We start from the raw sequence: 12,236 nt of genomic DNA on the forward strand, positions 1-12,236 counted from the left end.
TCTATGGCTGAAAGTATGTTTGGAGTACATTTGTACTCCTGCGATTGGATCGATCTCTTTCTGTAGCGCGGGACAGGTGAGATGGGAAGAACGCGCTACGAGAGCTCTCGGGGCTTCTCGCTAGAATCAGTCGAACATCGCTTAAGGTCATTGCTTGTGATGAACACTGTCTCCGACGTTGATGTCGAACCTTGGGAGCCGATATCGGGATGGCGTTCAACGTTGACCCTGGGAGCCCTGGATGATGGCGATACAGCTCTCGCGATGACGATGATTTCAAGGTAGGCGAGGTAGGGGCACGGCCTGGCCGATTATGGGTGGTGCACTGACCCTGCGGCGGTGATTCCTGGATCAGTAACTATTCCTCGGGGAGGTGCCATAGCCTTCCAACTGTGGACTTGGGGATACCTAGGCGTGCGCTCACTGCAGCCTGAGATTCTCCCACTGCTTTGGCTTGACGGATCGCTGCGAGCTTTTGGGGATCGATCTGGCGACCGGGCTGCACCCGGATCACCTTTCCGTTCCGGTAGTGCTCACTGATGCTATCCCGGGCGCCCAGGGCGTCGACTTTCTGAAACTCCGCCTTGAGCAACTCAAGCATTTGCTGATCGGTAAGCCCTTTTTCGAGGGCCGATGCAAGCACCACCAAGGCCGCTGGATCAATATCCAGCTTGGCAGCGACAGCTTCTAATTTGGTGATTGTGACGCTGGAGCGCGCGTTCTCAATGTTGTGCAAATGACGAGCCTCCACGGAGCCGGACATCTCTTCCTGCGAGAGTGCTCGGGCATTCCGGATAACGCGCAACAAGGCCGCAATGGCCGGCATCAGGGGCATCAATATTCCTCAAATACGAGGATAAGGCCACGTTGCGCGATCCCGAACCATGCAATATAGTGCCTATATCGGGATGTCGTTTTGCCATCGCGACCCGCTAGCGGGTTGCCAAGCGCTCTCGGTAAAGCACGAAGAAGGGCTGTGCCTTATAGGCAGGGCTGTTTGCTGTCCGCATGGACGAATGATGTGCACCGGCGAGCTGAAGTCGTGTGCTGATATGGAGCTTTTGAAATGTCGGATGCGAGCGTGATCAAGGGCGCGGTAGAAGTGGTAGGGCCCCACAACAACCTGGCCGAGGGTAGTGAATATGCGTATCTGCGCTTCAAGGAGTCTGGTGGGGCCGCGAGGATGATCAAGAAGGTAGGAGTAGGGCACTACATCGCTTCATACCTGAAGCCTGGAATTGAGGGGGAGTTTCACTTTATGAAGCTTGGCCGGCTCGGCTTCATCCTGTACGCGATCAAAACGGCCTCTGGCGAGAAGATCTATGAGGCTGATGGATTCAGCTCTTGGATCAAGAAAATGCGCGTTATGGGCGCGCTCATGTGTCTACTGTTTATCCCCTTGAGTCTCGTTGGGCTGCTTTTCGGTGGCTATTTTGGGGTGGTGGTGCCGGCGGTGTTTGTGTACGTGATTTGGAAATTGCTGGTGAGCTTTCCCAAGGTACTTAAAGACAGCTATCTACGTGCACAACTTGCGGGACACGGTTTTACGGTGTAGCCAAGCAGTGGTATGACCAGGAGCAGCTTTAAATGGCGTGACCCGACCATTTGGATCTGCTCATTTTTCGTGCCATCGGACGACGTGACGATCGAGCGCCTGAGGAGGCGTAAGCTGTTTATGGAGTATATTGCTGGCCTTTTGCCTTGAAATTCTGGGCGCAAGGGCGAGAGAGATGGAGCGCACGATTGTCAGTGATGTCTGGAGGTCTGCTTCGACCTGCTATGGCGATGGCTTCACAGCGGCGCTGGATGAGCTGCTGAACGGTTACGTACGCAAGTCTGGAAAAGATGAACCTGTCCGCATCACCACCGATTGCATTGGCCCAGAGGCCTATGCGGCACTTCTCGCTGCCTTGCAGATCAAGCCGCGACGGCATGTCAGTCACTACGACTATGGTTGGCACATCGAGCTTCGCACATGGCTTTTCGAGTACCTGAGCCGGAGCCTACAGCGGGTTTTGGTGCAATGCGGGAGGGGCACAGAGGTTATGAGTGAAGATCTTTTCGCTCACGATATCGGTGTCTGAGACATCTCCCCGACAGCGGTGAAATCGGCGGGTAGAGAGAACCAGATGTTGTCCGACACTGACCGGAAATTCTTACTCACGCGAAGTAGACTCCCCCTGTTGCGCTTCGCGCCGTGTATTTGATCCCAAAGTCAAAAGCAGCCGGCCTAAAGGCCGAAGGGCGGCGACCTGCCTAAGCTAAAGGTGTGTGAGCAGTTCGACCGGGGATACGTTCAGAGTCGTCAGCATGCAGAAACGCAAGGAAAAGCGAGAGGCAAATACCGAGGATAAAATGAGAAATGGGAGCGGTGCAGATCTCCGCTTTTCTTTGGGTCTCAAATATAAGAACTCCGTCTCCGAAAAATTTTTTATAGGGCAAAATCTCAAAATTCGCGCAAATTTGTGATGTGCGTCACAGAGGTCTGGCTTTTTTTGGGGGGGAGCGTCGCTAAGCAGCCTTTCACGGGGCGCTTGGTCGTTTGACGCGATCTTGCGATTTTTCCTTGCACGGCGTCAAAACGCGATCGTTTTTTTTTCTACAGGTAATGCACCTATGCAATGTTCTGTTTCCGATTTTTATAGCGTAGACGAGGGTTAGGTTTTGAGCGATGCAGGGATGATCGAGCGTGTGCTCTATGTAGTGGATAAGTGCCTGAGAAGCCATTTCCATGACGACTACCACAAGCGGTGCATGTATGCGTCCTTTGGTATTCACCGACTCCTTGAGGGAATGGGGCACAGTCCTGAGATTGTCGGAGGGGATTTTCTGGCATTTGTCATCTCGAAGGACGGACTCAACGCTACGCTTCAAAGCTACGGATCGCCAACTGAGCCCGTATCTCACTTCTGGGTAGAGCTTGGTGGGACGATCATTGACCTCGGAACATACTACTTACCTACCGAGTCGAGTTACCCAGCCAGCGAGATGCCAGCAATGTGCTGGGGGAGGGAGCATGCACTGCCCAGGGGCATCAGTTACTGCGAAACTACGCGTTGTGTATCGTCTGAGACGCCATGCCTGGAACCACACATCAAGCAGAAGATGGAGCCCTTCCTGGAGGCCTGCTTGGCCCGTATGGCCAAGCCGCTGGTGAAGCCCAAACTTGGCAAGTGGTTAGCCACCAGTCCGTCAGTTGTGCATTAAGGCAGCTGTTAAAGGAGATCTCTGGGCCAGGTCGTTAATTCGCTACCAGTCCGTGCAGGGCTGAAATCAAGATTAGTGCCCGGTCTGTGAGTTAGCTAACTCACGTTCTGAAAGGCCTGAAAGGCGGTTTGTTACTGCATCCTGGAAAACCGGGAGTGATCCGATGGCGTGATCAAGTCCCTGAACGCTTCTGGCGTGAACGCGCCCCTTTGGCCGATAGTTGTTGTGTCTGAGATCTTCATCCAATGTGAGCGCTGTTTGAGGTATATGACGTAGGACACGCACGGGCAGCAGGTTGCCGAGGCTAACAAAGGGTCATGCTGCCCTTTGGGCAAGACGCTCCTGCTACCCCCTAGCCGCCTGCTGCAACCCCTCTAGCATTTGCTGAAGGTAGGATTCAGATCCTCGTGCGAACCATGCTGCCAATAGGGGCGCCTTGTATTCCTTGGTCGCATACTCGCGGATGAAACGATTGATCGTTTCTGAGTGCCAGGAAATTCGGCCCAGCGCAATGCTCCTGAAATTCCGTTTGTTGATCACATCGGTGAGCGAGCTTTCGTTGAGACCTCGCTTTTCGCAGAAGTAGAGGAGGTTCAGGAACTCAAACCGTTCGTAAAGCAGCCCCGGATTCTGCAGGCCTGCGATGTCAAGCGCCCAGCGAGGCATCACAGTGTCATGCAGTCGGTTGCAGAGCGGGCTAATAGCTCGATCCTGCCCTTCGAGGCTTCTCCATGATTCATGAAGACCATTGCTAGCCTCCATGTGGAACGGAGATAAGTTCATCCCCAGAAGCCCGGTATTTTCGTGACGGTTGATTACCGTCGTATCAAACAGTTTGTAAAGCTCATCTAAGCGATCTGCACGTACCAATCCTATGCCGTACGCATAGGCAACAAGTGCTGCAGGGTAAGACTTCAGCGCTGTTAAATGCGCCCATCCAGAGTTGTCAGCCTGAGACGCGGTGTATAAGCCTTTAATTGTCTCCAGCACGAGATTGAATTCTTGCCCAGTCCCCCAGCGCCCTAGGACTGCACAAAGACGAGCCAATGGCTCGGTGGTTGACTCGTAGATCGCGACACGCTCAGCGAAATGCTCAGGGCTGTTTCCAGACTGGCAATCAAAATGAGGCTTGAGGTTTTCAATAGCTTGGTGAGCTTGAGAGGTGACCAGGTCGTCTAGCTGGATTCTGTGCACTGGCCTGGTCATGAATCGCTTTGCCATGGCCAAGGTCAGTTCGATGCCAGCGGGGTTTGGCAATCGGGATTGCTGAATTGTGTCCAGCTTAACGTGCAAGCTGTCGAAGAACGTGTCTGCATCCAAACCTGAGACAATGCGCGCGTGGCGCTGATTAATGAGCTCTGTTCCACGTTCGGTTAGTTGACCCCGTGAGAGCCAGTAGGTTGGGTAGCGGCGAGACGGGGCTCTGAGGAAGGCTGCTCTCAGCGCATGATCCCATTCGCCTGACCAGCCTGCAACGATCAACCCGAACTCATCAATGATGCGATCTAGGAGTGTGTTGATGGCTGCTGGGTATTCGCCCAGCTCTACATCTGTGTTGAGGATCCGGGCGTCCTTGTAGTCGCCATGAATCTTCAACATGTAGCAGGAGGAGTGTGTGAGTGGTTCAGCACCTGCCAGCGTATCTGCAGAGCTGACAATGGTAGGTTCAACGCCGACATCACGTAGAGCGTTTTCCATCAGTCGGTCGAAGTTTGTGGTGGCAATCACCCGGACGTGACCAGCTTTGACCATAGCTGCGATTGCGCGATGCGCACGAGTGGGCAGTTTGAGGCCGTCTTCAAGCTCCTGTTCGCTTGGCTCCAGAAAACCCTGGATGATGGCTCGGCGCTCAGTTTGAGTCGTTGCTAGCTGTTCCAGCAACGCTGAATAATTGGGCTGCTTGCCCGTTTGGTCGACGTACCAGGAGTGCCAGTTGTCTTGCTCGCCAGCCCCGGTCGCTATACCCCAGCGCTTCACCAATTCCATGGTGATTTCCCAGCCCGTGGGTATACCCGCAGACCGGGAAACGCCTGATCCTAGGAGCACCGCATAGACACCTTTGTTCTCAAACATGGAAAACGCGATTTGAGCTGTGAGTTCACTACCTGTGACGAGCATGCAAAATCCTCTATTCCTTGATGTGGTATCGATGCAGCGATTCTTTGTATGGAGGCATGCCTACGTGTTAAACCATCACCCAACCGCTCATTGCGAGTATTGGGGCAAAGCTAGCCCGTCTCACGTATCAAAGAAAGCTTCAGAGGGCTAAGGTGCCAGTGATGCGGCCAACAAGTACCTCACCGGCACCGATTTATCTAGTCGCGTTTGAGTTGGATAGGCTCCCTGATTCGGAACCATCGAAGCTCTGCTTGCCTGGAGTGTGCAGTGGATTCACTCAGATTGAGACTCAATGCAAGGCTTGACCGACTTGTGGAGCACAGGTGTTCTCCTCCGAGTGAAAACGGATGGATGATGGCCCCTGCTAATGTCGTGATCGCTCGACCCGCATGTGGTAGTCAAGATGCTCTCCGTGCAGATAAAGCTGCTCATACAACACGGGCGAGCTATCTGAACCCATCACCGTACGGTGTATGCGAAGCAACGGCTCGTGGACGGGAATTTCCAGCATGTTGGCGACCTCTGTACTGGCACCGATCGCCTTCAGCTGGATGTCTGCATGGCTGATCAGCAAATCAAAGTCCTCCTCCAGTATGACCAAGATGTCTCGCGACTTGAGCTCTGCGCTCAACAGGCGCTCTCCAATCTCCTGGGCACAAAACGTTACTTCATACGAAACAGGTTTTCCCTTCATCAGCCTCACACGAGCGAGCTCGGCCAGCACAGTACCTTCCTGCACCTTCATCTGAAGAGCCAAGTGTGTGTCAGCGCTAACGAGCCTGAAGCTCTGCAGCCGGTTTGAGACGGAGTGTCCTTGGGCACTCAAAGCCTCTGACAGTCCTTCAAGAGCAGATACATCTCTGAACGGACGGCGGTCAGAGACAAATGTCCCGCGGCCATGCGCTTTGTAAACGACTCCCTCACGAAGCATCTCGTTCAGTGCCTGGCGCACAGTGGAACGGCTGACCTGATAGTGAGCGCACAGCTCATGTTCAGAGGGTAGCCGTGAGCCTGGCGCGTACTCGCCTCTCTCGATCGCCCCTTGCAAATCGGCCTGAATCTGCCCGTAGAGAGGGGATAGGTTGGGGTCGGCAATTGAGGATGAAATGAGAGCTCTCCTTGGAAACCTGATACAGCATCAAGCTGATATTCCTCGACGGCATAACCATCGAATGAATGTGTATTTAATGGAATCAAAAAAGCCCTATATAGTAGCGACGAATCGCCAGCTTGTACGAACAAGTTGGCAAGTTGTACCTACCAGGTGTTGGTGCTTTCGTGACATACACATTCATTCTACCGATTTGCAGTGGTGTCGAGCATGGCTAAACAGCAAGCGCATGACCCCATCCAAGCCCAAGTCCTTGTGCTCGGAGGAGGGCCAGCTGGGGTTTGGGCGGCACTGGAGGCAGCACGTGCCGGCGCCAGTGTTGTATTGGCAGATAAGGGCTATTGCGGCGTGTCGGGTGCTGCGGCTGCATCTAACAACAACATCTGGTACGTCCCAGATAGGACTCAATACCCCCTCTACTTTGAGGAAGGCTATCTACCAGGTGGTTCGCTCAGCGAGCAGAGCTGGGTTGAGGCAGTTTTGAAAACAGCAGTCAGGCAGCTTCATTTCATGAGTGAGCGTGGCTATCGGTTTCCCGTTACCGAATCGGGAGCCCGGAATTACGGAACCCTTCGTGGGCCAGACTACATGCGCTTCATGCGTTCACAGCTGCGGAAAGCCAAAGTCCGCATTCTTGACCATAGTCCTGTTCAGCAGTTGTTGGTGGCAGATGGGCAGGTGGCCGGGGCGCGTGGTGAGCGACTCAACGGTGAGCCATGGCAGGTGTCAGCATCAGCCACCGTGATCGCCACAGGAGGGTGCGCTTTTCTGAGTGGCGTATTAGGCACCAATGTTTGTACGGGGGATGGTCACCTGGCTGCTGGAGAGGCTGGTGTCACGTTCTCTGGGATGGAGTTCAGCAACCAGTACGGTATGGCTGCTTCCTTCTCCACGGTCACCAAAGGCTTGCCGTTCCACTGGGCCAGCTATTACGACGAAGAGGGGCATGAGATTGATCTCGGGGCAGAAGAGCCATTCGTTGCAATAGCGAGAGCCAGTCGTCGTGGACGCATTTTTGCTTGCTATGACAAAGCAAGTGCTGACGTTCAACGCTGGCTACGTAGCGGCCAAGCCATTGCGTTTATGCCTTTCGACCGCATGGGAATTGATCCTTTCAGACAACGCTTCGAGTTGTCTCTGCGGCTTGAAGGGACTGTTCGCGGCACTGGGGGAATTGAGCTGCGGGGGCGAGATTGTTCGACCAATCTCCCTGGTCTTTACGCCGCCGGTGACGCTGCGTCTCGTGAGCCAATTGTGGGTGGCCGTAGTGGCGGAGGCTCTCCAAATGCTGCCTGGGCTATGGCTACAGGAAGCTGGGCTGGGCAAGCGGCGGCTTACTTTGCCAAGGCGCAAGGTGAAGCGTTGCCTGCTGGACGAACTGTGTCAGAACTGACTTCCAATGGCGCCGATCTGGCTTCTGTAATGCAGGTGATTCAGGAAGAGCTTTGGTCAGTTGAAAGGAATGTCTTTCGCTCAGAAGCCGGACTGAAAAAAGCACTGGAGCGGCTAGATGAATCGTGGCGCTTTCAGAAAACCAATCACGTACAACGTTCTGCACGCGAAGCACACGCAATGCTCTATGTCGGTCGGCTTGCGTATACCAGTGCGTTGAGTCGTCGGGAGTCAACCGCACTTCATCAAAGAATCGACTATCCCCAGGGCACGGCAGGAACCCCTTACCGTCAGCGGGCATGGGGTGTCGACAAGGTTGAGATCGAGCGTGTTGTTGCATCTGGAGGGCGGTTTCATGATTGAGCTGATAAGCACCAGCTTATGTATCGCGTGCGATCGCTGCGTAGAAGTATGTCCTACCCAGGTATTCGATGCAGTGGATGGCGGCATTCCCTTGATTGCGAGGCCTGACAACTGCCAGACCTGTTTCATGTGCGAGCTCTATTGCCCAGTTGATGCGATGTATGTGCATCCCTTCGCAGATCAGCATGTAGTGGTCATTGAGGGGCAAACAACCCTGGGGGGATATGCCAAAGAGCTTGGCTGGAAATGCTCTAAGCCAGGTGGTACCGAAAACGATCAGACGCATCATTTATTTGAAATGGGCATTCGCTGAACGCCCGATTACACAAGCGGCTTCAGCCGCAGCCTTGGAGTGTGCATCAATGTTGAAAAAGATTGTTGGCGCTGCAGCAGCTGTATCACTGCTGGTCAGTTCACTTTCCTGGGCGGAGCCGACAACGGTACGCATTGCTTATCAAACTGGCGACATCAACGTCCTGCTTAGCTACGCCAATGGCGCTGGCCTGTTCGAGAAACAAGGAATCAAAGCTGAGCTGATACCGTTTCCAGCCGGCCCAGCAATCCTGCCTGCTCTGGCGGGTGGGAAGGTGGATCTTGCCTGGATGGGAGAGATGCCTGCTGTCACCGGATTCAGTAACGGCATCCCTCTTGAGGTGCTGATGATGGAGCGCCAGGATGACACTAACATTCGTCTTTCGGCGAACTCCAAAGCAGGCATCAGCAGCATCGAGCAATTGAAGGGCAAGCGAGTGGCTGCAAGTGTTGGCTCCAGCAGCCACCATCATCTGCTCGAAGCACTCAAGACTGCAGGGCTCACGCAGAGTGATGTCATCCTGGTGAACCTCCCCCCTGCCAACATGCCACCAGCCTATGCAGCAGGTCAGATTGATGCGGCGGTGACGTGGGAGCCTGCAATCGGTCTGATTGAAGAGCAGGGTGCTAAAACCCTTGCGACTACCCGCAGCCTTGGAACAATTACAGGTGGATACTGGATTGGCCAGCAATCCTTCAGCCGTCAGAGGCCTGAGGTTCTACAGGCTTTCTTAGCTGTATGGGATCAAGCGCTGAAAGATTACGCGAAGGATGTGAGTGGGGTGCGTCGGTATGAAGCCGAACGTATTGGTCAGACTCCCGAACAATTCGATGCTTTGATCAAACGACAGAGTGCCAGTCACCCGGCGCTAGCAGAACAGTTGACCAGCAAGTTCTTTGGGCAGCCAGGTCAAGAGAAAGACTCTCGTCTGAGGAAGCACTTCGAAGGGATTGCCCAGTTTCTTGTAGAGCAAAAACGCATTGACGCTGTGCCTGCAGACTGGGGTGGTTTTTTCAACACGAAGCCGCTTGAAACCTACTTGAAGGCACATAACCCATGAGCCTTGCATTGGCGGCACCTCCCATCCAGAAAGCAGCAGCGGCCCGCCCGCTGCTGTCTCTGAACGGCGTTAGTTACGATTACGAGGGACATGAGGTTCTTAAAAATTTCGATCTCCAGGTTCATGAGGGTGAGAGCTTGGCTCTGTTAGGGCCTTCAGGTTGCGGCAAAACCACCGTGATGAACTTGCTGGCCGGATTCCTGGAGCCATCCTCTGGTGTTGCCCACTATGCCGGGAAGAGCATCGCGGGGCCTGGCCCTGAAAGGGGAGTGGTATTCCAGTCCTATGCACTTTTCAACTGGCTATCGGTACGAGACAACATCGCTTTCAGCTTGAAGTGTGCTGGGAGGCCAAGGTCAGAGCAGTACGAAGTAGCGTCTGAGATGATCGAGCTAGTGGGCCTCGCCGGCTTTGAGAAAACCTACCCCTACCAGCTTTCAGGTGGCATGCGGCAACGTTGCAGCCTGGCGCGAGTACTTGCTTCGCGACCCCAAGTGATGTTGATGGACGAGCCGTTCGCTGCGGTGGATGTCCAGACTCGCGAGAAGCTCCAGCAGGAGATCCTGAAGATACGGGCCACGACGGGCACCACGATTGTATTTGTTACCCATAGTATTGATGAGGCAGTGTTTCTCGGCGATCGCGTGTTGCTGCTGTCTGCTGAAAAGGGCGTTCCTCCGAGCTCTTTCGACATCCATTTGCCACTTCCACGCTGGAACGCTGCCAATCGAGTGGACGATCAATTCCTTGCTACTCGGAATGAGATCTACCGAGCTATGCATGCCACGCCAGCCGGTGCCACTTACTAGAGCGAGCCTGCTATGCGTCCTAAAAAACATGACACCCGCTACCTGTCGCTCATGATTCTAAGCCCGGCCATTTTGTTAGCCGGCTGGGTGCTAGTTGCTCAAAAAAACTGGGTTAGTGCAACGCTTTTGTCGCCGCCATGGGATGTTGTTCAATCGGCATTCGATCTGTTTGTTCATGGTTACTCGGGGGTGCCATTCTCAGAGCATTTCGCTGCCAGCCTTTCTCGTGTCGGCATCGCTTTTGTGGTGGGAGGAGCCCTCGGTGTCAGCGTTGGGCTGCTCCGTGCAACCTATCGAGACGTTGATGCCTTGTGGTTGATACCCTCAGAAATTCTGAGGCCGATTCCTCAGTTGGGTTTGGTACCCATATTCATTCTCTGGTTCGGTATCGGTGAATTGTCGAAAGTCTTGCTAATCCTCCTTTCCGTATTCCTGGTGACGATGGTGAGTGCGCAAGCTGGTGCAGCTGCTACGCCTGGAGATGTGATTCGAGCTGCTCGCAGCTTAGGGGCCAAGCGATGGCAAACCTTCTTGTACGTGATATTCCCAAGCGCATTGCCTCAAATCATGACCGGTTTGCGGGTGGCGATGGGGCTCGCCTTATCCATCCTGGTTGCTGCAGAGCTGCTTGGAGGAGACCGGGGATTAGGATTTGTAGTGCTTGATGCCACGAATTTCTTCAGGACAAGCTATGTGTTTGCTGGTGTGTTGATCATTGGCATGATCGGTCTGATCACGGATCGAGCTTTCGTATGGGTTAGCCGCCGTTGGGTGCATTGGCAATAAAGGTTTTGAGGCCCCTGCGCGGATCCCAAGCTCAATAGAGATCGTGCTGGTGTGTACTGCCATCTAGCGAATCACTCACAGGGTTTAGGCAAATCTAGTCATGCACGCACTGAGCGGTGTAGCTTGTAGATGCTGGAAACTGGCACAACGCAGATACGGACAGTGTAGTGAGCGAAGACCTAGATAAGCGGATACGCAATTTCCTGTGCATTTCACTGCATGGGTCAATCTCAAAAGCTTCCGAGCAGTTGGATGTCTCTCAGCCAGGGTTGAGCAGACAATTAGCTACCTTGGAGGCTCATCTGGGCCATCCTCTCTTCAAGCGGACAGGCAGGGGGCTTGTGCTGACGGACGCCGGCAGTGCTCTTGCGGCAGCTGCAGGGCCTGCATACATCGCCGTTGACACTGCCGTTTCCGATCTCAGAGAAGCTTATGGGGTTACTCAGGGCAATCTGCGCCTAGCAACTGTGCACACCTTGACTTACTACTTTCTCGGTGAGGTTGTATCTCGTTTTGTACACCTGCACGAGGATGTGAATGTCTCATTCATGGCGCGAAGCTCAACCGAGGTGGTCAAGCTTGTTGAGAGCGGTGCAGCGCAGCTTGGCTTTGTGTACGACAGCGAAGTCGCATCCGCCGATTTGCACTCCACGTACCTGCTGGATGAGCGGATGGCGATTGTGGCCAGAAAGTCTGATCCGCTGCTTGAACCTGGCATGGATTTGGACAAAGCAACTATGAAGCTGGTTGTCTTTCCCGCTGGCTACGCACTGCGCCGGATGCTTGATGTGAGCGGTTTATCCTACTCAGCCGCAGCGGAAGTAGAAACAGTAGATGCCATGCTTGAGCTGGTTTCTTCGGGGGTTGGTGCATGTGTCCTTCCGTCGCTTATTCCTGAGCGGGTGCTTGATCAATATGGACTCAAGCGAAGCACTCAATTCAGACCAACACTCTCGCGTAAAGTTGTAGCCATCCACCGTGTCGATAAGGCACCACAGCCCATGACGCAAGCCATGCTTACATTGGCGGTAAAAGTCGCCAACTCGCTTGCTTGAAAAGACAGGCTTGATCTGGCGA

General features: G+C 54.0%; 11 protein-coding genes. 8 read left to right on the forward strand and 3 right to left on the reverse strand.

Annotated features, from left to right (window positions below):
* Window positions 1–358: 358 nt before the first annotated feature.
* Window positions 359–835 (reverse strand): helix-turn-helix domain-containing protein, encoded by a 477-nt coding sequence (locus F3J45_RS21720; protein ID WP_167067673.1) that lies wholly within the window; start codon window positions 833–835, stop codon window positions 359–361.
* A gap of 231 nt (window positions 836–1,066) precedes the next feature.
* Here F3J45_RS21720 and F3J45_RS21725 point away from each other — a divergent pair, with 231 nt between their 5' ends.
* The gene (locus tag F3J45_RS21725) at window positions 1,067–1,555 is read left to right on the forward strand and encodes a hypothetical protein (RefSeq protein WP_167067676.1); all 489 of its coding nucleotides are present in this window, start codon (window positions 1,067–1,069) and stop codon (window positions 1,553–1,555) included.
* A gap of 175 nt (window positions 1,556–1,730) precedes the next feature.
* Window positions 1,731–2,084: a hypothetical protein gene (locus tag F3J45_RS21730; protein WP_167067679.1), complete on the forward strand. Its 354-nt coding sequence runs from the start codon at window positions 1,731–1,733 to the stop codon at window positions 2,082–2,084.
* 1,468 nt (window positions 2,085–3,552) lie between these two features.
* Here the strand turns inward: F3J45_RS21730 and F3J45_RS21735 are convergent.
* Both F3J45_RS21735 and F3J45_RS21740 read right to left on the reverse strand, forming a co-directional pair.
* Window positions 3,553–5,325: an SIR2 family protein gene (locus F3J45_RS21735; RefSeq protein WP_167067682.1), complete on the reverse strand. Its 1,773-nt coding sequence runs from the start codon at window positions 5,323–5,325 to the stop codon at window positions 3,553–3,555.
* A gap of 364 nt (window positions 5,326–5,689) precedes the next feature.
* Entirely contained in the window at window positions 5,690–6,457 is a 768-nt protein-coding gene (locus F3J45_RS21740) for a GntR family transcriptional regulator (RefSeq protein WP_370526446.1), read from the reverse strand.
* A 189-nt stretch (window positions 6,458–6,646) separates the two neighbouring features.
* Between F3J45_RS21740 and F3J45_RS21745 the strand changes: the two genes are divergently transcribed.
* The 6 genes from F3J45_RS21745 (at window position 6,647) to F3J45_RS21770 (ending at window position 12,214) form a co-directional block, all read left to right on the forward strand.
* Window positions 6,647–8,191, forward strand: coding sequence for an FAD-binding protein (locus tag F3J45_RS21745; RefSeq protein WP_167067688.1), 1,545 nt, complete (start codon window positions 6,647–6,649; stop codon window positions 8,189–8,191).
* Entirely contained in the window at window positions 8,184–8,504 is a 321-nt protein-coding gene (locus F3J45_RS21750) for a ferredoxin family protein (RefSeq protein WP_167067691.1), read from the forward strand. Before F3J45_RS21745 ends, F3J45_RS21750 begins: the two co-directional genes overlap by 8 nt.
* A gap of 49 nt (window positions 8,505–8,553) precedes the next feature.
* Entirely contained in the window at window positions 8,554–9,564 is a 1,011-nt protein-coding gene (locus F3J45_RS21755) for an NrtA/SsuA/CpmA family ABC transporter substrate-binding protein (RefSeq protein ID WP_167067694.1), read from the forward strand.
* Window positions 9,561–10,373 (forward strand): ABC transporter ATP-binding protein, encoded by an 813-nt coding sequence (locus tag F3J45_RS21760; RefSeq protein WP_167067697.1) that lies wholly within the window; start codon window positions 9,561–9,563, stop codon window positions 10,371–10,373. The genes F3J45_RS21755 and F3J45_RS21760 overlap by 4 nt, the downstream gene beginning before the upstream one ends.
* A 12-nt stretch (window positions 10,374–10,385) precedes the next feature.
* On the forward strand, window positions 10,386–11,159 hold the full coding sequence (locus F3J45_RS21765) for an ABC transporter permease (protein WP_167067700.1): 774 nt from the start codon (window positions 10,386–10,388) through the stop codon (window positions 11,157–11,159).
* A 167-nt stretch (window positions 11,160–11,326) separates the two neighbouring features.
* Complete coding sequence (locus tag F3J45_RS21770) at window positions 11,327–12,214, forward strand: LysR family transcriptional regulator (RefSeq protein WP_167067703.1); 888 nt, start codon at window positions 11,327–11,329, stop codon at window positions 12,212–12,214.
* Window positions 12,215–12,236: the final 22 nt, after the last annotated feature.

The sequence above is a fragment of the Pantoea sp. Ap-967 genome (assembly GCF_011752565.1).
Lineage (GTDB): Bacteria > Pseudomonadota > Gammaproteobacteria > Pseudomonadales > Pseudomonadaceae > Aquipseudomonas.